At 64.6% G+C, this 22,824-nt stretch carries 23 protein-coding genes; 12 read left to right on the top strand and 11 right to left on the bottom strand.

Going from position 1 to position 22,824, the window contains the following annotated elements:
* Positions 1-6 precede the first annotated feature (6 nt).
* Positions 7-675: a sugar transferase gene (locus OM960_RS07735; protein ID WP_263335158.1), complete on the top strand. Its 669-nt coding sequence runs from the start codon at positions 7-9 to the stop codon at positions 673-675.
* Here OM960_RS07735 and dnaQ read toward each other — a convergent pair.
* Genes dnaQ through OM960_RS07715 form a run of 4 tightly spaced genes read right to left on the bottom strand, consistent with a single transcriptional unit; the run spans position 672 to position 3,406 of the window.
* Positions 672-1,367 carry a DNA polymerase III subunit epsilon gene (gene dnaQ / locus OM960_RS07730; RefSeq protein ID WP_263335159.1) on the bottom strand — a complete coding sequence of 232 codons (696 nt, stop codon included), beginning with the start codon at positions 1,365-1,367 and terminating at the stop codon, positions 672-674. The genes OM960_RS07735 and dnaQ overlap by 4 nt on opposite strands.
* Positions 1,360-1,962 carry a dephospho-CoA kinase gene (gene coaE, locus OM960_RS07725; protein ID WP_264771564.1) on the bottom strand — a complete coding sequence of 201 codons (603 nt, stop codon included), beginning with the start codon at positions 1,960-1,962 and terminating at the stop codon, positions 1,360-1,362. The genes dnaQ and coaE overlap by 8 nt, the downstream gene beginning before the upstream one ends.
* On the bottom strand, positions 1,959-2,798 hold the full coding sequence (locus OM960_RS07720; RefSeq protein WP_264771563.1) for a shikimate dehydrogenase: 840 nt from the start codon (positions 2,796-2,798) through the stop codon (positions 1,959-1,961). The genes coaE and OM960_RS07720 overlap by 4 nt, the downstream gene beginning before the upstream one ends.
* A complete protein-coding gene (locus OM960_RS07715) occupies positions 2,795-3,406 on the bottom strand; it encodes a Maf family protein (protein WP_264771562.1) in 612 nt (203 codons plus the stop codon). Before OM960_RS07715 ends, OM960_RS07720 begins: the two co-directional genes overlap by 4 nt.
* Before the next feature lie 500 nt (positions 3,407-3,906).
* Here OM960_RS07715 and OM960_RS07710 point away from each other — a divergent pair, with 500 nt between their 5' ends.
* From OM960_RS07710 to OM960_RS07680, 7 genes are all read left to right on the top strand, one after another.
* Positions 3,907-4,287, top strand: a complete 381-nt coding sequence (locus tag OM960_RS07710) for a CopD family protein (RefSeq protein ID WP_432759514.1) — start codon at positions 3,907-3,909, stop codon at positions 4,285-4,287.
* A 127-nt stretch (positions 4,288-4,414) separates the two neighbouring features.
* Entirely contained in the window at positions 4,415-5,686 is a 1,272-nt protein-coding gene (gene rho / locus OM960_RS07705) for a transcription termination factor Rho (RefSeq protein ID WP_263335168.1), read from the top strand.
* 30 nt (positions 5,687-5,716) lie between these two features.
* A complete protein-coding gene (gene mnmE, locus OM960_RS07700; protein ID WP_264771560.1) occupies positions 5,717-7,006 on the top strand; it encodes a tRNA uridine-5-carboxymethylaminomethyl(34) synthesis GTPase MnmE in 1,290 nt (429 codons plus the stop codon).
* Positions 7,007-7,018: 12 nt separating this feature from the next.
* Positions 7,019-8,884, top strand: a complete 1,866-nt coding sequence (mnmG, locus tag OM960_RS07695) for a tRNA uridine-5-carboxymethylaminomethyl(34) synthesis enzyme MnmG (protein ID WP_264771559.1) — start codon at positions 7,019-7,021, stop codon at positions 8,882-8,884.
* A gap of 2 nt (positions 8,885-8,886) precedes the next feature.
* Positions 8,887-9,504: a 16S rRNA (guanine(527)-N(7))-methyltransferase RsmG gene (gene rsmG / locus OM960_RS07690; RefSeq protein ID WP_264771558.1), complete on the top strand. Its 618-nt coding sequence runs from the start codon at positions 8,887-8,889 to the stop codon at positions 9,502-9,504.
* On the top strand, positions 9,497-10,300 hold the full coding sequence (locus OM960_RS07685) for a ParA family protein (protein WP_263335174.1): 804 nt from the start codon (positions 9,497-9,499) through the stop codon (positions 10,298-10,300). Before rsmG ends, OM960_RS07685 begins: the two co-directional genes overlap by 8 nt.
* A 13-nt stretch (positions 10,301-10,313) precedes the next feature.
* A complete protein-coding gene (locus tag OM960_RS07680) occupies positions 10,314-11,207 on the top strand; it encodes a ParB/RepB/Spo0J family partition protein (RefSeq protein WP_263335402.1) in 894 nt (297 codons plus the stop codon).
* Here OM960_RS07680 and OM960_RS07675 read toward each other — a convergent pair.
* The 5 genes from OM960_RS07675 to rph are packed head-to-tail and all read right to left on the bottom strand — an operon-like array spanning position 11,204 to position 14,436.
* Complete coding sequence (locus OM960_RS07675) at positions 11,204-11,557, bottom strand: YbaN family protein (protein WP_264771630.1); 354 nt, start codon at positions 11,555-11,557, stop codon at positions 11,204-11,206. The genes OM960_RS07680 and OM960_RS07675 overlap by 4 nt on opposite strands.
* Complete coding sequence (gene hemW, locus OM960_RS07670; protein WP_264771557.1) at positions 11,557-12,711, bottom strand: radical SAM family heme chaperone HemW; 1,155 nt, start codon at positions 12,709-12,711, stop codon at positions 11,557-11,559. The genes OM960_RS07675 and hemW overlap by 1 nt, the downstream gene beginning before the upstream one ends.
* A gap of 26 nt (positions 12,712-12,737) precedes the next feature.
* The gene (locus OM960_RS07665; RefSeq protein WP_264771556.1) at positions 12,738-13,112 is read right to left on the bottom strand and encodes a RidA family protein; all 375 of its coding nucleotides are present in this window, start codon (positions 13,110-13,112) and stop codon (positions 12,738-12,740) included.
* Positions 13,109-13,726 carry an RdgB/HAM1 family non-canonical purine NTP pyrophosphatase gene (rdgB, locus tag OM960_RS07660; protein ID WP_264771555.1) on the bottom strand — a complete coding sequence of 206 codons (618 nt, stop codon included), beginning with the start codon at positions 13,724-13,726 and terminating at the stop codon, positions 13,109-13,111. Before rdgB ends, OM960_RS07665 begins: the two co-directional genes overlap by 4 nt.
* Positions 13,726-14,436, bottom strand: a complete 711-nt coding sequence (gene rph, locus OM960_RS07655; RefSeq protein ID WP_263335181.1) for a ribonuclease PH — start codon at positions 14,434-14,436, stop codon at positions 13,726-13,728. The genes rdgB and rph overlap by 1 nt, the downstream gene beginning before the upstream one ends.
* A gap of 117 nt (positions 14,437-14,553) precedes the next feature.
* Here rph and hrcA point away from each other — a divergent pair, with 117 nt between their 5' ends.
* Complete coding sequence (gene hrcA, locus OM960_RS07650; RefSeq protein WP_264771554.1) at positions 14,554-15,621, top strand: heat-inducible transcriptional repressor HrcA; 1,068 nt, start codon at positions 14,554-14,556, stop codon at positions 15,619-15,621.
* A 4-nt stretch (positions 15,622-15,625) separates the two neighbouring features.
* Positions 15,626-16,174, top strand: coding sequence for a nucleotide exchange factor GrpE (locus OM960_RS07645; protein WP_263335185.1), 549 nt, complete (start codon positions 15,626-15,628; stop codon positions 16,172-16,174).
* An 82-nt stretch (positions 16,175-16,256) separates the two neighbouring features.
* Here OM960_RS07645 and mutS read toward each other — a convergent pair whose 3' ends face one another.
* Positions 16,257-18,872: a DNA mismatch repair protein MutS gene (gene mutS / locus OM960_RS07640; protein WP_264771629.1), complete on the bottom strand. Its 2,616-nt coding sequence runs from the start codon at positions 18,870-18,872 to the stop codon at positions 16,257-16,259.
* Between the two features lie 157 nt (positions 18,873-19,029).
* On the opposite strand from mutS, the gene OM960_RS07635 reads away from it, so the two are divergent.
* Together OM960_RS07635 and OM960_RS07630 are read left to right on the top strand one after the other, a co-directional pair.
* Positions 19,030-21,294, top strand: coding sequence for an NADP-dependent malic enzyme (locus OM960_RS07635; protein WP_263335407.1), 2,265 nt, complete (start codon positions 19,030-19,032; stop codon positions 21,292-21,294).
* The gene (locus tag OM960_RS07630; protein ID WP_263335187.1) at positions 21,291-22,160 is read left to right on the top strand and encodes a PfkB family carbohydrate kinase; all 870 of its coding nucleotides are present in this window, start codon (positions 21,291-21,293) and stop codon (positions 22,158-22,160) included. Before OM960_RS07635 ends, OM960_RS07630 begins: the two co-directional genes overlap by 4 nt.
* Here OM960_RS07630 and msrA read toward each other — a convergent pair.
* Entirely contained in the window at positions 22,157-22,777 is a 621-nt protein-coding gene (msrA, locus tag OM960_RS07625; RefSeq protein WP_263335188.1) for a peptide-methionine (S)-S-oxide reductase MsrA, read from the bottom strand. The genes OM960_RS07630 and msrA overlap by 4 nt on opposite strands.
* Positions 22,778-22,824: the final 47 nt, after the last annotated feature.

The raw sequence follows: 22,824 nt of genomic DNA, 5'->3' as shown, positions 1-22,824 counted from the left end.
TCCGGGATGGCCGCCCCGTATTTCGAGTTCCACAACGTAGCCCCCTTCGATACGCCGCGCTTCTATTCCGCGATTGGAAAGCGCGTGCTGGATGTCGCGCTGGTTGTCCTGGCGCTGCCGCTCGTGCTGCCGCTGGTGGCGTCGGTCCTCTGCCTCACCGCGCTGTCCGGCGGTCGTCCGCTCTACTCGCAAAAACGGATCGGTCGCGACGGATTGCCGTTTCGCTGCTGGAAGGTCCGGACCATGATCCCTGACGCCGAGAGCGTGTTGGCCCGGATACTTCAGGCCGACCCCACCCTTGCAGCGGAATGGGGCCGCACCCAGAAACTGTCCCGGGACCCAAGGATCACGCGGCTCGGCGCGGTGCTGCGCCGGACCAGCCTCGATGAGCTGCCGCAACTTTGGAACGTGCTCACCGGCTCCATGAGTCTTGTCGGTCCCCGTCCGTTCCTGCCGGAGCAGCGGGCGCTCTATCTCGACGGCCGCCAGGATGCGGCCTATTACCGGATGCGGCCGGGGATAACCGGCCTTTGGCAGATCGGGTGCCGAAATCGCGGCTCGTTCTCGGAGCGCGCAAACTACGACACCGCCTATGGGCATTCTGTCAGCCTCGGCACCGATCTTTCGGTACTCGCGCGGACCTTCGGTGCAGTGATGCGCGCGACGGGTGTCTAGCCGAACCGTGCCCAGATCGCGGTGGCGCCCAGCCCCTCGACAAAGACGCGATGCGCTTCGGCCTCTTCGGCGGTGAGCCGCGGGGCAAGCGGCGCGGGCCGCGCCGTCGGGCGCCAGGTCCCGGCGGTGGCGGCGTTGCCGGGTGTGGTGGTTGCAGCCGTCAGCCCAAAATCGGGCTGCCGCCCGCCGATGAGTTCCAGATAGACCTCGGCGAGAAGCTCGCTGTCGAGTAGCGCCCCGTGCTTCTCGCGCGCCGAGTTGTCGATGCCGAAGCGCCGGCAGAGCGCGTCGAGCGAGGCGGGTGAACCAGGGAACTTGCGCCGCGCCATCGCGACGGTGTCGAGCGCGCGGTCCATCGGCAGGAGCGGAAGGCTCGCCCAGCCAAGCTCGGCATTGAGGAACTTCATGTCGAAGGCGGCGTTGTGGATCACCAGCCGCGAATCCGTCCCGACGAAGTCGAGAAATGCTCCGGCGATCTCGGTGAACCGCGGCTTGTCGCGCAGGAAATCATCTCCGAGGCCGTGGACCTCGAAGGCTGCGGTCGGCATCGCGCGTTCGGGGTTGATGTACTGGTGATAGGTCCGCCCGGTCGGAACATGGTTGAATAGTTCGACCGCGCCAATCTCGACGATGCGGTCGCCTTCGGCGGGTTCGAAGCCGGTGGTTTCGGTGTCGAGGACGATTTCACGCATGGCTGTTCCGAAGCTCCGCGATCAGGTTTTGCACAGCCGCGCGGGTTTGATCAAGGCTGCGGGTCTCGATCACATGGGTGGCTCGGGCGCGTTTCTCGGCATCCGGCATCTGCCGCGCGAGGATTGCCGCAAGCTGCGCCTCGGTCATTCCAGGCCGGGCGAGGACGCGCGCGCGCTGGGTCTCGACCGGTGCGGTGACGACAAGCGTGGCGTCGAGCCAGGTCTCGGCGCCGGTCTCGAAGAGGAGCGGGATGTCCAGCACCACGAGGGTCGCGCCGTCGGCCTTGGCCCCGGCGATGAAGGCGGCACGGTCGGCGGCCACGAACGGGTGGACGGCGGCCTCGATCTGCGCGAGCGCGGCGGGGTCGCTGGCGATCCATGCCTTGAGCCCTGTGCGATCGACCGCACCATCGACCACCGCCTCGGGGCAAAGCGTGGCGATCGCCGGAACGGCGGCGCCACCCTTCGCATAGAGACGATGAACCGCGGCGTCGGCGTCCCAGACCGGAACGCCTTCAGCTGCAAACATGGCCGCCGTGGTGGACTTGCCCATGCCGATCGAGCCGGTGAGACCCAGAAGATAAGGCCGCGTCATGCGCCCAGAACCACGTCCCGCGTCGCCTGGTCAACCTCGGGGCGTGCACCGAACCAACGCTCGAACGCCGGCGCCGCCTGGTGAAGGAGCATGCCGAGCCCGTCCACGGTCACGCAGCCAAGCGCCTCGGCCTCTTCGAGCAGCCTCGTGCGCAAGGGCGTATAGACGAGATCCGTCACCACCGAGGATTTCGAAAGCGCGTCGAGCGGCACGCGGAAATCCGGCTTGCCGACCATGCCGAGCGAGGAGGTGTTCACGACGGTGACGGCATCTTCCAGCATCGAACCCGCGTGGACCCAGTCGTGCACGATGACCTTGGCGCCGAACTCCTGCCGGAGCGCCTCGGCACGGGCACGAGTGCGGTTTGAAAGACGGATCTCCGGCACGCCAACCTCGATCAGCGAGGCGATGACCGCGCGGGCGGCACCGCCCGCGCCGAAGACGGCGGCGGCTCCCGATTGCGGCGCCCAGGTCGGGGCGTTCTGCCTCAGATTGGCGATGAAGCCATAACCGTCGGTATTGTCCGCATGAATCCGTCCGTCCTTGCGGAAGATCAGCGTGTTCGCCGCGCCGATCAGGGCGGCGCGATCGGTCACGACATCGGCGAGCGCGAGCACCGTCTCCTTGTGCGGGATCGTGACGTTGACGCCGACGAACCCAGCTTTCGGAAGCGTGGCGATCACCTCGCGCAGATCCGACTGCGCCACATCCATCGGGATGTAATACCCGCGGATGCCATAGGTCTTCAGCCAGTGGCCATGAAGCTGCGGCGACTTCGAATGCGCGATCGGCGAACCGATGACGCCGGCGAGCGGAATGCGGGGATGGTCGGTCATGTGGCGATGTCGCCCCGAATGCCGAGCCAGGTCAAGAGTTCGATGAGCGGCAGGCCGAGAACGGTAAAATAGTCGCCTTCGATGCGGGAAAAAAGGCGCACTCCCTCTTCTTCGAGCTTGTAGCAGCCGACGCTGTGGCGAACGCTGTCCCAGTTTCGGTGGAGATAGGCGTCGAGATAGGCGTCAGAGATGTCGCGCATGGTCAAACGTACAGTGCCGACATGACGCCAGAGCGGAGTTCCGGCCTGACAGACGACCGCTGCGGAATAGAGACGGTGAGTCCGTCCCGCGAGCGCGCGCAGATGGTCGCGCGCCTCGTCGATGTCGGCGGGTTTGGCGAAGATCCGCCCCTCGCAGTCGAGGATCTGGTCGCAGCCGATCACCAATGCGGTGGGGTCCTTCTCGGAGATCTTCCTCGCCTTCATCTCGGCCAGCGCGTCGGCGAGATCGCGACCTCCGGCGCCGTCGGCCTCGAGCGCGGCGCGGATCGCGTCCTCGTCGACGCGGGCGGGGCGGATATCGGGGGCGAGGCCGGCTGCGGCGAGCAATCCGGCCCGGATCTCCGAGCCGGAGGCGAGGACGATTTTCGGGCGACCGGTTTCAGGCATTGGGGACCGTTCTGTGGACAAGGCCAAGGGGAGGGCAGGTATCAATCCGGGGATAAATCGGGTTCCGGACGTTGCTGGCGGAACCGGAGTGGTTATGTCAAGCGCGATGACGGATTATCCACCTGTGCGCCGCACTTACTCAGATCTGGGGAAAACTCTGCCGTGGCGGCACTTCGGGCAACAAAAGTTATCCCCAGGTCAACCGGAAAAGGGGTATAGTTAACGCTTAGAATACAAAGGAGAAAAATTCGAGAATTCGTGCTGATGCGAAAGTTATGCACGGAGCTTTCCTCAGGGTTGTCGGCTTGTGGGTGTCCACTGTATTCCGGGTGTAATCCCTGTCATCCACAGGCCCAAGATCTACTACATCTCTTTTCTTTCCATATTCATTGATTAGGAAGAAACGCGAACGGACGTGAGGGAGCGGGCAGGTGACGGACTTTCTGGTGGCGATCTATCCATGGACCAAGGTGTTCCATGTAATCTCTGTGATCGCCTGGATGGCGGGGCTGTTCTACCTGCCGCGGCTTTTCGTCTATCACGCCGAGTCCGTGGAATCCGGTGGCGAGACCGACCGCCTGTTTCAGGTGATGGAGCGCAAAGTTCTGCGGCTGATCATGAACCCCGCGATGACGGCGACCTGGGTGTTCGGGCTTTGCCTGGTGTTCACGCCGGGGATCGTCGACTGGAGTGCGATCTGGCCCTGGACCAAGGCTGGTGCGGTGATGGTGATGACATGGTTCCATCACTGGCTGGGGTATCGGCGCAAGGATTTCGTTGCCGGGCGGAACAGCCGGACGGGTCGCACCTACCGGCTGATGAATGAGATTCCGACGGTGCTGCTGGTCATCATCGTGGTCTCGGTCATCGTTCGGTTCTGAGCGGAGATTGACTCCGGGGCGTATGCGCGTGTAAGGATCGGCCAAGCCCCGCCGTCCGGCGTGCGGTATTTCCCCTGATGACCCTTCGCGCCGCCCCGAGGGCCGTGCCTGATACGATCGGTTCCCAATGACCCAAGAGCGACTGAACCTTGCCGAACTGAAGGCAAAGAGCCCGGCTGACCTGCTGGCCATGGCCGAGGACCTCGAGGTCGAGAACGCCTCGACGATGCGCAAGGGCGAGATGATGTTCTCGATCCTGAAGGAGCATGCCGAGGAAGGCTGGGAGATCGGCGGAGACGGCGTGCTGGAGGTGCTTCAGGACGGGTTCGGCTTCCTGCGTTCGCCCGAGGCTAACTACCTGCCGGGTCCGGATGACATCTATGTCAGCCCCGACATGCTGCGCCAGTACTCGCTGCGCACCGGCGACACCGTCGAAGGGGTGATCCGCGCGCCCGGCGAGAACGAGCGTTACTTCGCGCTGACCAAGGTGACGTCGATCAACTTCGAGAACCCGGAGAAGGCGCGGCACAAGGTCGCGTTCGACAACCTGACGCCGCTCTATCCCGACGAGCGGCTCAAGATGGAAATCGAGGATCCGACCATCAAGGATCGGTCGGCGCGGATCATCGACCTGGTCGCGCCGATCGGGAAGGGGCAACGCGCGCTGATCGTGGCGCCGCCGAGGACCGGCAAGACCGTGCTTCTGCAGAACATCGCGCATTCGATCGAGACCAACCACCCGGAATGCTATCTGATCGTGCTTCTGATCGACGAGCGTCCGGAAGAAGTGACGGACATGCAGCGCAGCGTGAAGGGCGAGGTTATCTCCTCGACCTTCGACGAACCGGCGACGCGCCACGTCGCGGTGAGCGACATGGTGATCGAGAAGGCGAAGCGGCTCGTGGAGCACAAGCGCGATGTGGTGATCCTGCTCGACTCGATCACCCGCCTCGGGCGGGCGTTCAACACCGTCGTGCCGTCCTCGGGCAAGGTGCTGACCGGCGGCGTCGACGCGAACGCGCTGCAGCGGCCGAAGCGGTTCTTCGGGGCGGCGCGCAACATCGAGGAGGGCGGTTCGCTGACGATCATTGCGACCGCGCTGATCGATACCGGAAGCCGGATGGACGAGGTGATCTTCGAAGAATTCAAGGGTACCGGCAACTCGGAGATCGTGCTCGACCGCAAGGTCGCGGACAAGCGGGTCTATCCGGCCATGGATATCCTCAAGTCCGGAACCCGGAAGGAAGATCTCTTGGTGGACAAGAACGATCTGCAGAAAACGTACGTCCTGCGCCGCATCCTCAACCCGATGGGAACGACGGACGCGATCGAGTTCCTGATCTCCAAGCTCAAGCAAACCAAGACGAACTCCGAGTTCTTCGACTCGATGAACGCCTAATTTATTTAGGTAAAACAATAGGTTATGACCATGGACACGATCTACGCCCTGGCTTCGGCGCGGGGCAAGGCGGGTATTGCGGTCATCCGGATTTCAGGTCCGGACGCCTGGCCCGCGGTCAGGTTTCTCGCCGGGAGTTTGCCGCCGCCGCGACGGGCCGGTCTTCGGAAGCTGAGGCTCGACGGAGAGGTGATCGACGAAGCAATGATCGTGACCTATGCGGCGGGGGCGAGTTTCACCGGGGAAGAGACGGCAGAGCTGCAGGTGCATGGCGCGACCGCAACCGTCGCGGCGGTGCTGAAGGCGTTATCGGAGCGGCCGGGTCTGCGCCCCGCGGACGCAGGAGAGTTCACGCGGCGGGCGCTGGAGAATGGTCGGCTCGACCTTGCGCAGGTCGAGGGACTTGCAGATCTCATCGAGGCGGAAACCGAGGCGCAACGCAAACAGGCGCTGCGGGTGCTGTCAGGGGCGGTCGGGGCGCGCGCCGAAGGGTGGCGCCGCGATCTGATTCGCGCGGCGGCGCTCTTGGAGGCGACGATCGATTTTGCGGACGAGGATGTGCCGGTGGATGTAACACCGGAGGTTCTGGCGCTTATCGACGCGGTCGCCGAGGAACTGCGGCGTGAGATGAGGGGTTTCGGGGCGGCGGAGCGGGTCCGGGAAGGTTTCGAGGTCGCCATCGTCGGCCGTCCGAATGCCGGGAAATCGACGCTGCTCAATGCACTGGCCGGGCGCGACGCAGCAATCACGTCCGAAGTTGCCGGTACGACGCGGGACGTGATTGAAGTGCGTATGGATCTCGACGGTCTGGCGGTGACGTTGCTCGATACTGCAGGGTTGCGAGAGACGGACGACCATGTGGAAAGCATCGGTGTAGAGCGCGCTCTGGCGCGGGCGCGGCTCGCCGATCTTCGGGTGTTTCTGGTCGAAGGTGAAGCTGTGCCGATGATCGAGCCGCTGCCCGAGGATATCGTTGTCAGCGCGAAGGCGGATCTCAGCGCGGGTGGCGGGTCAAGAATGGGTGTCTCGGGAATGACGGGGCAGGGCGTGTCGGAGCTGATTGCGGCGATTTCGGAGCGACTCGGGAAGCGCGCCGGTTCCGCGGGGCTTATCACGCGCGAGCGGCATCGATTGGCAATCGAGCGCGCCGTGGGGTCTATGGAATCGGCGCGTGATGAGGTAAGAAACGGACCGGATCGGGCGGAGCTGGCTGCCGAAAATCTCCGGCATGCCGTGAGGGCGCTCGATTCTCTGGTCGGGCGTGTTGATGTTGAGGATCTTCTCGATGAAATCTTCTCGAGTTTCTGCATCGGCAAGTGAGGAGTGTTTCACGTGAAACATTTTGACGTCGTGGTGGTCGGTGGCGGGCATGCAGGGGTCGAGGCGGCTCATGCAGCGGCGCGGCTCGGTGCTTCGACGGCACTTGTGACGCTGCGCCGAGATGGTATTGGCGTGATGTCTTGCAATCCGGCGATCGGAGGGCTTGGTAAGGGCCATCTCGTCCGCGAGGTCGATGCGCTCGATGGCGTGATGGGGCGGGTGGCGGATAAAGCCGGCATCCAGTTCCGGCTCCTTAATCGGCGCAAGGGGCCAGCGGTCCAGGGACCGCGTGCTCAAGCGGATCGAAAACTCTACCGGCAGGCTATGATTTCGGAGATGGAAGCGCGGCCCGACCTCGTCCTGATAGAGGGCGAAGTCATTGATTTCCGAATTCATGATCAGGGAGTTGCCGGTGTCGTTCTCGCTGATGGCGCGGTCATTGAAGCCCATGCCGTTGTCCTGACCTCTGGCACGTTCCTTCGCGGAGTGATCCATATCGGCGATCAGCGCCAGCCGGGAGGCCGAATCGGCGACAGGCCCTCAGTCCGGTTGGCCGAACGAATTGATGGATTTGGACTTCCGCTTGGCCGGCTCAAGACGGGAACGCCGCCGCGGCTTGATGGACGCACGATCAACTGGGATGGCTTGGAGCTTCAGGACGGCGACGCGGAGCCAGTGCTGTTTTCCTTCCTCAATCGGCGCCCGTTCGCGCGCCAGATCAGTTGTGCAATAACTCATACGAACGAGCGCACCCATGCGTTGATTCGGGACAACCTTTCGCGCTCTGCCATGTATGGCGGCCATATTGAGGGCGTGGGTCCGCGCTACTGCCCCTCGATCGAGGACAAAGTCGTTCGATTTGCCGACAAAACGTCGCACCAGGTATTTCTTGAGCCGGAAGGGTTGGACGATCCGACAGTCTATCCCAATGGTATTTCAACATCGTTGCCGCTGGATGTGCAGGAGTCCTACGTTCGCTCGATCGCCGGGCTTGAAGCCGTGGAGATACTGCAGCCCGGTTACGCGATCGAATATGACTACGTGGATCCCCGCGCGCTGGCGCCGACTCTGGCGGTGAAGCAGGTACCGGGTCTATATCTTGCGGGCCAAATAAACGGAACTACAGGATATGAGGAGGCCGCGGCGCAGGGCCTCGTCGCGGGGCTTAACGCTGGACTCGCTGCGCTGGGCCGGCCACCGGTGACCTTCAGCCGCACGAAGAGCTATATCGGCGTGATGATCGACGATCTGGTAACGCGTGGCGTGACAGAGCCGTACCGTATGTTCACGTCGCGCGCGGAATTCCGGTTGTCGCTGCGCGCCGATAATGCGGACCAGCGACTCACGGGATTCGGTATCGAACTCGGATGTGTCGAAGAAGATCGGCGACAGCGCTTCCTCGGAAAGATGGAACGACTCACCGCGGGCCGGTCGGCGCTGGAGGCGGTTCAAATCACGCCGCGCGAAGCGGCGGAGCGGGGTATCAGCATCAGCCAGGATGGACAGCGCCGTTCGGCTTTTGCACTGCTGTCCTTTCCGGATGTGGATTTTTCGACACTGGAGCGAATCGATCCGGCGCTTGCGGATATCGATCTCGAAATCCAGGAGCAACTCGCACGCGACGCGCTTTACGCCAATTATATCGACCGGCAAAGATCCGATGTTGCAGCGATGCAGCGAGATGAACATCATGAAATCCCAGCAGATTTCGATTATCCGGCGCTGCGCGGATTGTCCTACGAACTGCGCGAGAAGCTATTGCGCGCGCAGCCGAGAACTCTAGGACATGCGAGCCGTATCGATGGCATTACGCCGGCGGCGTTGACGGTCATCTTGGCGGCGCTGCGGCGCGCTGATAAGCAGCGCACGGCGGGGTAGGCGTGGGCGAGATCTTTGACTTCGGGCGGAATGTTTCACGTGAAACATCTAATCGGTTTGAAAACTACGTTTCCATACTCCGGAAATGGAATCCGGCGATCAATCTCGTCGCGCGCTCGACGATCGATGACGTAAGACGCCGGCATCTTGCCGACTCGGTGCAGATCTTCGACTTGGCTCCTCCAGTAGCCCGGACTTGGACCGACCTTGGGAGCGGTGGCGGCTTTCCGGGGCTCGTTGCCGCGATTCTGGCGGCGGACGAGCGCCCGGACCTGAGAGTAACGCTTGTGGAAAGCGATCAGCGGAAGGCCGCGTTCCTTGACACGGTAAGCCGCGAACTCGGCCTCACGACCGAGGTTCGGGCCGAGCGAATCGAAGCGCTCGAGCCGATCAAGGCCGAGGTCGTTTCGGCGCGAGCACTTGCGCCTCTTGCGACGCTTGTGCGCTTTGCTGATCGGCACCTCGCAACCGGCGGTGTCGCCTTGTTCCCTAAAGGCGCGAATCACCAGGTCGAGATCGATCAAGCGCTTGAAGATTGGAAGTTTTCCTATCAAAAGACACCGAGCAGGACGGATCCCGACGCCGTCATCCTGACCATCGGAGGTATCACGCGTGTCTGATCCGACTCGTCCGCCGGGCCCGCGAATCATCGCAGTCGCCAACCAGAAGGGCGGGGTGGGCAAAACCACGACCGCGATCAATCTTTCCGCGGCGCTCGCCGAAGAGGGTTTGAGCGTGCTCCTCGTCGACATCGATCCTCAGGGCAACGCGTCAACCGGCCTCGGCATTGAGCCCGCGCAGCGGGAAAGGACCACCTACGATCTCCTGATCGAAGACGCATCACTGATGGACGTGATTCGCCCGACGAAAGTCGAGGGGCTCTGGCTCTGTCCCGCAACGACCGATCTCTCGTCGGCCGACATTGAGCTTGTCGCGAACGAAAAGCGCAGTTTTCTTTTGCACGACGCGCTGCGACAGCCGGCGATCGACAGTTTTGACTTTGACTACATCCTGATCGATTGTCCGCCTTCGCTCAGCCTGCTCACCGTCAACGCGATGGTCGCCGCACATTCGGTCCTGGTGCCGCTGCAGGCCGAATTCTATGCGCTCGAGGGCCTTTCGCAGCTGATGCTGTCGATCCGGCAAGTCCGGCAAACCGCCAATGCGGATCTGCGGATCGAGGGCATCGTCCTCACGATGTATGATAGCCGGAACAATCTCTCACAACAGGTAGAGGCTGATGCCCGCGACAACCTCGGCGCGCTGGTGTATGAGACGGTCGTGCCACGCAATGTCCGGCTGAGCGAGGCACCGTCCTACGCGGTGCCGGTTCTCGTTTACGACACGATGTCGAAGGGAAGTCTTGCCTATCGCGCGCTTGCGCAGGAAATGCTGGCGCGGCACGGGAAGAGCTAGGAAAGGGCAACACATGTCAGACAGAAAGAGCGAACGGCGCGGTCTCGGCCGCGGTCTTTCGGCCCTTATGGCGGACGTCAATCTTGACCGGGCGGAGGACTCGCTTGGTGACCGCCCTCGGCGGTCAGACGCGCGCGTGCCGGTTGAGAAGCTCGAGCCCAATCCCGACCAGCCCCGCCGGGATTTTCCGCGCGAGCAGCTTGAGGAGCTTGCCGCATCGATCCGCGCGAAGGGCATTATTCAGCCACTAATTGTCAGGCAAAATCCAAGAAAATCAGATAGTTACGAGATTGTAGCCGGCGAGCGACGCTGGCGCGCCGCGCAGATGGCGCAACTTCACGACGTTCCGGTCGTCGTTCGGGAATTCACCGATACCGAGGTGCTTGAAGTCGCGATCATCGAAAACATCCAGCGCGCCGACCTGAACCCGGTCGAAGAGGCGATGGGTTACCGCCAGCTCATGGACCGGTTCGGTCACACCCAGGAGAAGCTCGCGGAAGGCCTCTCGAAGAGCCGCAGCCACATCGCCAATCTCCTGCGGCTGCTGACCCTGCCCGACGAGGTCCAGACCTGGCTGCGTGAAGGTCAGCTGACCGCCGGGCATGCCCGCGCGCTCGTCACCACGGACAATCCCGTCGCCCTGGCACGGCAGGTCATCGCAAAGGGTCTTTCGGTACGCGAAACCGAGCGGCTGGCCAAGGCTCCGGCCAAAACAACCGCACCGCGACAGGCGGCGCGCCCGGAGAAGGACGCCGATACCCGCGTTCTCGAACAGGATCTCTCGGCCAATCTGAAGATGAAGGTAGTGATCGACCACAAGGGCCATGACGGCGGCAATCTGATGATCACTTACCGAACGCTCGACGAGCTTGACGAGCTCTGCCAGATCCTGAGTTCGACTCGCTAGGCCTCAGGCCGCGTCCAAAGAAACAGCAGCACGCCACAGAGAACGACGGCCTGCACGGCCAGCAGCCCGAGGGGCAGGCGGAATGCCGCGGCGAGGCACAGCGCAGCTGCAATCGACGCGCTCGCTATCCACTTTACGCGCCGCGAGACCGCGCCACGCTCCTGCCAGTCCCGGATTGGCGGTCCGAACTGATGATGCGCCACAAGCCAGCCATGCATCCGCTCCGACCCCCTTGCGAAACAGAAAGCCGCGAGCAGCAGAAAAGGGACCGTCGGCACGAGCGGGAGCACGATTCCGGCCGCGGCCAATGCCAGGGCTGCGCCGCCCGCGAGCAGCCAGATCGGGCGGATCATGGCATCAACTCGCGAATTACGGCGTTTAATACGGCACGACCTGCTGCCGTCGCGGCAATTCGCGTGCTATCGCGGCGTAGCATCCCGAGCTCTTCAAGTCGGTCCACGGCGATCTCATCCAACCCGACTCCAGCAAGCTGCGCATACCGGTTCATATCCATGCCCTCGGCCAGCCTCAGCGCCATCATCAGGTATTCGCCGGCCTGATCGGCCTCCGAAATAGCTTCGCGCGGAGACTCTCCGTGGCCTGTCGCCTCGACCTGCTGTAGCCATCTGGAAGGAGCGAGCGGCGTTTCCGTCGCAAACCTCTGTCCTTTGAGCGTCAGCCGGCCGTGTGCTCCCGGCCCGATCCCGGCGTAATCGCCATAGCGCCAGTAGATCAGGTTGTGCCGGCTCTCCGCCCCATCTCGCGCGTGGTTCGACACCTCGTAGGCGGGCATACCGGAGGGTCCTAGAATATCTTGTGTTTTCAGATACATATCTGCCGACAGATCGTCCTCGGGCAATCCCTTCAAACCACCCGCCGTGTGGCGGGCGCCGAAGGCCGTCCCGTCCTCGATCGTCAGTTGATAGAGCGACAGGTGATCCACCGCCATCGCCATCGCTTCGCCAAGTTCCGTCTCCCAAGCGCGCAGATTTTGATCCTGACGCGCGTAGATGAGATCGAAGCTCACCCGCGCGAAAACATCGCGCGCCACATCGAACGCCGCACGCGCCTCCGTGACCGAATGCAGCCGCCCGAGTCGCTTCAGATCAACGTCGTTCAACGCCTGAATACCCATCGAGATCCGGTTGACCCCGGCCTCGGCATAGCCGCGGAACCGCCCGGCCTCGACGCTGCCGGGATTGGCCTCGAGCGTCACTTCGAGATCGTTCGCCATCCTCCAGGTCGCACGCACCTTGTCGAGGATCGCCGCCACCAGTTCGGGCGCCATCAGCGACGGCGTGCCGCCGCCGAAGAATACGGTGTTGAGGATACGACCCTCGGTTTCGCGTCCGACCCGCTCGATCTCCGAGAGATAGGCCCGCTTCCAGCGCTCCTGATCGATCTCGGCCGCGACGTGGGAGTTGAAATCGCAATAGGGGCATTTAGACGCGCAGAACGGCCAGTGCAAATAAAGCCCAAAACCACCGTGCTGCCAGTCTTCCATCAATGCCACTCCGGTCCGACCCGTCTTCACCCCTTGAAGGCGGTGACCTCGATCTCGACCTTCATTTCTGGCCGGATCAGCCCCGCGACCACCATGGTCGCCGCCGGCCGGATCTCGCCGAACGCCTCTCCGAGCGCCGGCACCAGGTCCTCGACCAGCGCGGCATCGGTCACCGTATACTGCACTCGCACCACATCCTCGAGGGTGAATCCAGCCTCACCCAGGACATCGCGGATCGTCGAGAAGCAGTTCCGTGCCTGATCTGCGATTTGCTCCGGCATCGTCATCGTGGCGTAATCATAGCCGGTCACGCCCGAGACAAAACACCAGCCACCCTTCACGACTGCCCGGCTATAACCCATCGTCGCTTCGAACGGCGATCCGGTCGATATCCGCTTCATGCGTCGCTTCCCTCGAAACAGGCAACCAGCTTTCCGAACGCATCAGCGCGGTGACTGATCCGGTTCTTCTTGGCCGGATCCATCTCCGCGAAAGTCATGTCGTAGCCATCCGGCTGGAACATCGGATCGTAGCCGTGTCCTTGGGCCCCGCGCATTGGCCAGACGACCTGGCCCTCTACCTTGCCTTCGAACACCTCGTCGTGACCGTCCGGCCAGGCCAAAACCATCGCCGCCCGGAACCGCGCACGGCGGGGGTAGGGGGCGCCCGCGCGCTCCAGCTCATCCCAGGTCCGGGTCATGGCCTGCACGAAATCCCGCCCCGAAGGCGTCATCGCCCAATCGGCGGTATAGACGCCCGGCGCGCCGCCAAGACCGTCGACCTCGATGCCGCTGTCATCGGCGAGCGCGGGGAGCCCTGTCGTCATTGCGGCGGCATGGGCCTTGATGCGGGCATTGCCGACAAAGGTCGTCTCGGTTTCCTCGGGCTCCGGCAGCCCCATCTCGCCGCCGCTGACGCAGGCGATGCCGTAGGGTTCCAGAAGTGCCGCGATCTCGGCCAGCTTGCCCTTGTTGTGGGTCGCCACCAGCAGCCGCTTGCCCGAGAACTTCCGCATCAGATCGCTGCCTTCTGCGCCTCGACCAGTCGTGCGATCCCGGCCTCGGCGAGATCGAGAAGCCGGCCCATCTCGTCGCGCGAGAAGGTCGCGCCCTCGGCCGACATCTGCACCTCGATCAGACGCCCGCGTCCGGTGAGGATGAAATTGCCGTCGGTTCCCGCCTCGCTGTCCTCGGCGTAATCGAGATCGGCGATCGGCTGGCCGGCATAGATACCGCAAGAAACCGCGGCCACATGATCGACGATCGGATCCGAGGTCACGACCCCGGCCTTGAGGAGCTTGTTGACCGCCAGCCTGAGCGCCACCCAACCGCCGGTGATCGCCGCGCAGCGGGTGCCTCCGTCGGCCTGGATCACGTCGCAATCCACGACGATCTGGCGCTCACCAAGCGCCACCCGGTCCACGCCGGCTCGCAGCGCACGACCGATAAGCCTTTGAATTTCTTGAGTTCTTCCCGATTGCTTGCCGGCGGCCGCCTCACGACGATTGCGGGTGTTGGTGGCGCGGGGCAGCATGCCGTATTCGGCCGTGACCCAGCCGAGCCCGGTGCCCTTCAGGAACGAGGGCGCCTTGTCCTCGATCGTCGCGGTGCAGAGCACATGGGTGTCGCCGCAACGGATCAGGCAGGATCCCTCGGCGTGTTTGGTGACACCCGTTTCGATCGAGATCGCCCGCATCTCGTCGAGTTTCCGGCCAGAGGGTCGCATGGATCGTCCTTTCCTCGCTCTTTCGGCCAGATACAGGCCGCTTGGCCGCGGATGCAACCCCGATTGACGGTTGGGGCCTTGGCTCTTTAACTGTCCCGCACCCATATGGGGAAGGCGATGAGTGACCGAGCAAAGATCCTGGCCGAGATGAACGACCGTTCGCGGGAGGTGTTCCGGCGCGTGGTCGAAGGGTATCTCGACAGCGGTGATCCGGTCGGCTCGCGCACATTGACCCGCGCGATGAGCGAGAAGGTCTCGGCCGCGACGATCCGCAACGTGATGCAGGATCTCGAATATCTCGGCCTTCTCGACAGCCCCCACACCTCGGCCGGCCGGATCCCGACCCAGCTCGGTCTCAGGATGTTCGTCGACGGGTTGATGGAGGTCTCGACGCTCTCGCTCCAGGACCGCGAAGCGATCGATGCGACGACGGGCGGCAAGGAGCCGGGGGTCGCTTCGCTTCTCGACCGCGTCGGCCAGGCTCTGTCCGGAATTACTCACGGCGCGAGCCTCGTGTTGACGCCGAAGCACGAAGCCCCGATCCGCCACATAGAATTCGTGAGCCTCGGTCCCGAACGCGCGCTCGTGGTGCTTGTCTTCGCCGACGGCCAGGTCGAGAACCGTGTCTTTACTCCGCCTCTCGGCCAGACGCCGTCCTCGATGCGCGAGGCAGCCAACTTCCTCAACGTGCTGGCCGAGGGCCGGACACTTTCCGAACTTCGCGTCCATATGCGGACCGAGATTGCCCGGCGCCGTCAGGAGCTCGACGCCGCCGCGCACGCACTCGTGGAAAGCGGGCTTGCGGTCTGGGAGAATCCGGGCGAGGCGACGGAGCGGCTCATCGTCCGGGGTCGGGCGAACCTGATCGACCAGGCCGACGAGGCCGATCTTGACCGGATCCGCACGCTCTTCGACGATCTGGAACGCAAGCGCGACATCGCGGAATTTCTCGAACTTGCCGAGGCCGGTGAAGGTGTGCGCATTTTTATCGGCTCCGAGAACAAGCTTTTCTCACTTTCGGGTTCCTCTCTGGTGGTCTCTCCCTATATGAACGCTGACCGTAAGATCATCGGTGCCGTGGGTGTGATCGGTCCGACGCGGCTGAACTATGGCCGCATCGTGCCGATCGTCGACTACACGGCGCAACTCGTCGGACGGCTCTTGTCCGGGGAGCGCAAGGGATAAGACCATGAGTGACATGAAGAAAGACGAGATTGCCGAGGATCAGGCGCTGATCGGCGACGAGGGACTCGAGATCGACGTGATGGCCGGAGAGCTTGAGGCGCTTCGGGCCGAACGTGACGAGATGCGCGACCGATTCATGCGTGCGCTCGCGGACGCCGAGAACATCCGCAAGCGCGGCGAGCGCGACCGTCGCGAAGCCGAGCAATATGGCGGCTCCAAGCTCGCCCGCGATCTCCTGCCGGTCTACGACAACCTCAAGCGCGCGCTCGATGCGGCCAGCGAGGAAAGCCGCGTTGCCGCCAAGGGCCTCATCGAGGGCGTCGAGCTGACCATGCGCGAGTTGATCAGCGTCCTCGGTAAGCATGGCGTCCAGCCGGTCGTGCCGGCGGTCGGCGAGAGCTTCGACCCGCAACTGCATCAGGCGATGTTCGAGGCGCCGGTGCCCGGCACCAAGGCGGGGGACATCATCCAGGTGATGACCGAGGGCTTCATGCTCCACGAACGGCTGCTGCGCCCGGCGCAGGTCGGCGTCAGCTCGATGCCGAAGTCCTGAGTTCCGGCGTCGAGGGCGGGGGTTTCACACCCCCGCACCCCCGTGGGGTATTTCCGCAATGAAGAAGGGATGAGGTCGCGTCTCAGTCGCCGGTCAGGGCCTTGAGCTCGTAGAGCGCGGCCAGGGCTTCGAGTGGGGTCATCTCGTCGGGATGAAGGGCGGACAGCCGGTCTTCCAGCTGCGACTCCTGTTTGACCGGCCGCGCCGTGGCGGCGGGCGCGGCACTGAAGAGCGGCAGGTCGTCGATCAGCGTGTGCTTGCGGGTTCCGCCCTCGCGTTCGCCTTTCTCCAGCGCGTCCAGCACGATCTTTGCCCGTTCGACAACGGCCGTCGGCAATCCCGCGAGGCGAGCGACCTGCACGCCGTAGCTGCGATCAGCCGCGCCCTTTCGGACCTCGTGCAGGAAGATCACCTCGCCTTCCCATTCCTTGACCGCGACAGTGGCGTTCTCGACCCCGTCGAGCTTGTGCGCGAGCGCGGTCATCTCGTGGTAATGGGTGGCGAAGAGCGCCCTTGTACGGTTCACGTCATGCAGGTGTTCGAGCGTCGCCCAGGCGATCGAAAGGCCGTCATAGGTCGCGGTGCCGCGGCCGATCTCGTCGAGGATGACGAGCGCCCGGTCGTCGGCCTGGTTGAGGATCGCCGCCGTCTCGACCATCTCGACCATGAAGGTGGAGCGACCGCGGGCGAGGTCGTCGGCCGCGCCGACCCGGCTGAAGAGCTGGCTGACGAGGCCGATGTGGGCGCGGCGCGCCGGGACGAAGCTGCCGGCCTGCGCGAGGAGCGCGAGGAGCGCGTTCTGGCGCAGGAAGGTCGACTTGCCGGCCATGTTCGGGCCGGTCAGGAGCCAGATCGCCGGAGTCTCGCCGCTGGTCAGCAGGCAGTCATTGGCGATGAAGGGCTCGCCTGTGCGTTTCAGCGCGCGTTCCACGACGGGATGCCGCCCGCCCTCGATCTCGAAGGCGCGGCTGTCGTCGACCGTGGGTTCGCACCAGTCCTCGCCGCGAGCGATATCGGCGAAGGCGGCGGTGAGGTCGATCTCCGAGAGCGCACGGGCCGCTTGCGAGATGAGGACGGAGGTGTCGAGAACCATCGCTTTCAGGCCGTCATAGAGCCTTTTTTCGATCTCGAGCGCGAGGTTTCCGGCGTTGAGGATCCGGGTCTCCATCTCCGACAGCGGGACCGTGGTGAAGCGCACCTGGTTGGCCGTGGTCTGGCGATGGATGAAGGTCTCGTTCAGCGGCGCCGAGAGCATCTTCTCGGCATGGGTCGCGGTCGTCTCGATGAAATAGCCAAGCACGTTGTTGTGCTTGATCTTGAGGCTCTGGATACCCGTCTCGGTGATATAGTCGGCCTGCATCCGAGCGATCACGCCGCGACCCTCGTCGCGCAGTTGCCGCGCCTCGTCGAGTTCCGGATTGTGGCCGGCCGCGATGAAGCCGCCGTCGCGGGCCAGAAGCGGCGGCTCCGCCACCAGGGCTGCATCGAGATAGGCAACGAGATCGCCGAAACCGACGAGATCCTTGGCGGCGCCGGCGAGCCGGGCCGGTATGTCTCCGTCAAGCCGCCGGGCGATGGAGCCGGCCTCGGCGAGCCCGGCGCGGATCGCGGCGAGATCGCGCGGTCCGCCCCGGTCGAGGGCGAGCCGCGACAGTGCCCGGTCGATGTCGGGCGCCTTCCTGAGATCGGCGCGCAGCGCCTCGGCGAGCCGGGCTTCGCCCGCGAGGAACCGCACCGCTTCGAGCCGCGCGCGGATCTCGGCGAGGTCGCGCGAGGGGGCGGAGAGCCGCCGTTCGAGAAGCCGCGCTCCGCCTGCGGTCACGGTGCGGTCGATCGCGGCGATCAGCGAGCCGTCGCGACCGCCCGAGAGCGACTGGGTGATCTCCAGATTGCGTCGCGTCGCGGCGTCGATCTGCACCGAGCCGCCCGGCATTTCCTTCACCGGCGGGCGCAGGAGCGGCAGCTTGCCGCGCTGGGTGAGGTCGAGATAGTCGACGATCGCGCCCATCGCCGAAGCCTCGGCCCGGTCGAAACTGCCGAAGGCGTCGAGCGTGGCGACGTCGAAAAGCTCGCAAAGGCGTTTCTCGGCCCCGGTACTGTCAAAGGACCCGCGCGAGAGCGGCGTCATCGCGGCCCCGGAATCAGACACTAATCCAGCCAGGTCGGCCTCTTTCGTCTCGCTGACGACGACCTCGCGCGGGCCAAGTCGCGCGAGTTCCGGCGAGAGCCGGGAGATCGGGCAGGGGATCACGCGGAACTCGCCGGTGGAGATATCGACCCAGGCGAGGGCGGCCGTGTCGCGCACCTCGGCCCAGGCGGCGAGGAAGTTGTGGCGCCGTGCCTCCAGAAGCGACTCCTCGGTCAGCGTTCCGGGCGTCACCAGTCGCACCACGTCGCGCGCCACGACCGATTTCGAGCCGCGTTTCTTCGCCTCGGCCGGGTCCTCCATCTGCTCGGCGATGGCGACGCGGAAGCCCTTGCGGATGAGCGTCAGAAGATAACCCTCGGCGGAATGCACCGGGACGCCGCACATCGGAATGTCCTGGCCGAGATGCTGGCCGCGCTTGGTCAGCGCGATGTCGAGCGCCGAAGCCGCCGCCTCGGCATCATCGAAGAACATCTCGTAGAAATCGCCCATCCGGTAGAAAAGGAGCGCGTCCGGATAACGCCCCTTGATCTCCAGAAACTGCGCCATCATCGGCGTCACGTTGCCGTCCTGAGCGTTCACGCGCACCCCCTCGATCCTCGCTGCGACCCTACAAAACCGCGCTCCCGGGGAAAAGCCGCTAATCGGTGCATTGTGACCCGAGGGAAGCGGCGCTATGACGGCGGAAACGATCAAGGAAACGTCGCTTATGGCCCCGAAGAACCGCGTCACGCCCGAAGAGGCGCTTGCCTACCACCTGAACCCCACGCCCGGGAAGTACGAGATCAACGCGTCGAAGCCGATGGCGACGCAGCGCGATCTTTCGCTCGCCTATTCGCCGGGTGTCGCGGTGCCGGTCGAGGCGATCGCGGCCGATCCGGGGACGGCCTATGACTACACGGTGAAGGGCAACATGGTCGCGGTCGTGTCTAACGGCACCGCGATCCTCGGGCTCGGCAATCTCGGAGCCCTGGCCTCGAAGCCGGTGATGGAAGGCAAGGCGGTCCTCTTCAAGCGCTTCGCCGACGTGAATGCGATCGACATCGAGCTCGATACCGAGGATGCCGACGAGATCATCAAGGCCGTCAGCCTGATGGGCCCGACCTTCGGCGGCATCAACCTTGAGGACATCAAGGCGCCGGAATGCTTCATCATCGAGAGCCGGCTGAAGGAGATCATGGACATTCCGGTGTTCCATGACGACCAGCACGGCACCGCCGTCATCTGTGCCGCCGGGCTCATCAACGCGCTGGAACTGTCGGGCAAGCGGCTCGAAGATTGCCGGATCGTGCTGAACGGCGCCGGGGCGGCGGGCATCGCGTGTCTTGAACTGATCAAGACGATGGGTGCGCGGCCGGAAAACTGCATCATGTGCGACACCAAGGGGGTCATCTACCAGGGCCGCCAGGAAGGCATGAACCAGTGGAAATCGGCCCATGCGATCAAGACCGACGCGCGGACGCTCGAGGACGCGATGCGCGGCGCCGACGTCTTCCTCGGCGTGTCGGCCAAGGGCGCGGTGACGCAGGAGATGGTCGCCTCGATGGCGCCGAACCCGGTCATCTTCGCGATGGCCAACCCCGATCCCGAGATCACGCCGGAAGAGGCGCATGAGGTGCGCGAGGACGCGATCGTCGCCACCGGCCGGTCGGACTACCCGAACCAGGTCAACAACGTCCTCGGCTTTCCCTATCTCTTCCGCGGTGCCCTCGACATCCACGCCCGCGCGATCAATGACGAGATGAAGATCGCCTGCGCCGAGGCGCTGGCGAAACTGGCCCGCCAGCCGGTGCCGGAAGAGGTGGCGATGGCCTATGGCCGCAAGCTCTCCTTCGGACGCGACTACATCATCCCGACGCCGTTCGATCCGCGCCTGATCCACGTCATCCCGCCGGCGGTCGCCAGGGCCGGGATGCATACCGGCGTCGCCCGCCGTCCGATCATCGACATGGAGGCCTACGAGCTCCACCTCAAGAGCCGCATGGACCCGACGGCGTCGATCCTGCAGGGCATCCACGCCCGCGCCCGCGCCGCCCAGGCGCGGATGATCTTCGCCGAGGGCGACGACCCACGCGTGCTGCGCGCGGCGGTGGCCTATCAGCGCGCCGGGCTCGGCAAGGCGCTGGTGGTCGGTCGCGAGCACGATGTGGCCGAGAAGCTGACCATCGAAGGCCTTGTCGACGCGGTCGGCGAGATCGAGGTGGTGAACGCCGCCAACACCAAGCATCTCGATACTTACAAGGAGTTCCTCTACGAGCGCCTGCAACGCAAGGGCTTTGACTGGCACGACGTCCATCGTCTAGCCGCCCGCGACCGGCACGTCTTCTCGGCACTGATGCTGGCGCATGGTCACGGCGATGGACTCGTTTCCGGGGCCACGCGCAAATCGGCCCATGTGCTCGGCCTCATCAACCACGTCTTCGACGTGAAGGCCGAGGATGGCGCCGTCGGCATCACCGCGATCGTCCATCGTGGCCGGATCATCTTTCTCGGCGACACGCTGGTGCATGAATGGCCCGACGAGAACGACCTCGCCGACATCGCCGAGCGCGGCGCGCTCGTCGCGCGTGGCCTCGGGATCGAGCCGCGCGTCGCGTTCCTGTCGTTCTCGACCTTCGGCTACCCGGTCTCGGAGCGCGCAACCAAGATGCACCAAGCGCCGCGCGTGCTCGACAAGCGCGGAGTCGACTTCGAATACGAGGGCGAGATGACGGTGGATGTCGCTCTCAACCCCGAACAGATGGCACATTACCCGTTCTGCCGGCTCTCGGGCCCAGCCAACGTGCTCGTCGTACCGGCGCGGCATTCGGCCTCGATCTCGGTGAAGCTGTTGCAGGAGATGGCGGGCGCGACCGTGATCGGCCCGATCCTCACAGGTGTCGACAAGCCGATCCAGATCTGTTCGATGGGCTCCACGGTCAACGATATCCTCAACATGGCGGTGATCGCCGCCTGCCGGCTGGGACAGGGATGACGATCTACAATCTCGGCTCGATCAATATCGACCACTTCTACCGGGTGCCGCATCTGCCGGCGCCCGGAGAGACGCTGGCGGCCGAGAGCTACACGGTGGGACTTGGCGGCAAGGGCGCGAACCAGTCCGCCGCCGCCGCCAAGGCCGGGGCGAGGGTCGTCCATATCGGCGCGGTAGGATCCGATGGTACCTGGGCGGTCGACCGGCTCGCCGGATGGGGGGTCGATACCCGGCACATCGCCCGGCTCGACACGCCTTCGGGCCATGCGATCATCAATGTCGATGCGGGCGGCGAGAACGCTATCGTGCTCTTTCCCGGTGCCAACTGGGCGCTGCCGTTCTCCTTGATCGACGCCGCGCTTGCCGGTGCCGGGCCAAGCGACACGCTGCTCTTGCAAAACGAGACGGCGCATCAGGCCGAAGCGGCCGCACTGGCGCGCGAGCTTGGCATGCGGGTGATCTATTCCGCCGCCCCCTTCGACATCGGCGCGGTGCAGGCCGTGCTGGAAAACGTCACCGTTCTGGCCCTGAATGCCGTCGAGGCGGACCAGCTCGCTGCCGCGATGGGGATCGGGCTCGACCTGATCGACGTGCCGGAACTTCTGGTAACGCGCGGCGCCGAAGGCGCCGAATGGCGCTCGCGGGAGGGCGACCGCGCCGTTGCCGCGCCCGTGAAGGTCCACGCGGTCGACACGACCGGCGCAGGCGACACGTTCGCGGGCTATTTCGCGGCCGCCCGCGATGCCGGCCGCCCGCCGGCCGCGGCGCTGTCGCTTGCCGGCGCGGCGGCGAGCCTCAAGGTCACGCGCCACGGCACCGCCGACGCGATCCCGACGCTCGACGAGGTTGAGGCCTTCCGGGCCTAGTGGGCGAAGGGCGCCGCGCTGCCCCAAAGCGCCTGTATCCGCGCGTCACGGCCGCAGGCCTTGCGGTAGAACTTGTAGGCCTCCGCCTGCCGCTTCGGGCCGCGCCGGGTGAGGACCAGGTCGGTGCCCTTGTAGTAATTCTGGTGGTAGGCCTCGGCCTTGTAGAACGGCTTCGCCTTCAGGATCGGCGTCACGATCTTCTGGCCAAGCGCCAGTTCCGCCGCGGCCTTCGCGGCTTCGGCAGCGTTGCGCTGACCCTGGTCTTTCACGAAGACCGCAGTGCGATAGCTTTCGCCCCGGTCGCAGAACTGGCCACCGGCATCGGTCGGGTCGACCGAGCGGAAGAACATCTCGAGGATCTTCGGATAGCCGATCTTATCCGGGTCGTAGCGGATCTCGACCGCCTCGTAATGGCCGGTGCCGCCGCGGCTGACCTGCTTGTAGGTAGGATTGGCAGTCTTGCCGCCGGTATAGCCCGAGACGACCTCCTTCACCCCTGGCACACTTTCGAAATCCGCCTCCACGCACCAGAAGCAACCGCCCGCGACGATCGCGGTTTCGGTCGCGGCCAGGGCCGGGCTGGCGAGAAAAGTCAGGGCAAGGGCAAGTCTCAGCATGGCGTCCTCCGGTTTGCCGAAGCATGGCGGAACTCGGACCCACGGCA

Origin of the sequence: Defluviimonas salinarum, assembly GCF_026013545.1 — a bacterium.
Taxonomy (GTDB): domain Bacteria; phylum Pseudomonadota; class Alphaproteobacteria; order Rhodobacterales; family Rhodobacteraceae; genus Albidovulum; species Albidovulum salinarum.
Note: the sequence above shows the minus strand (reverse complement) of the source record. Positions and strands in the feature narration are given on the sequence as shown.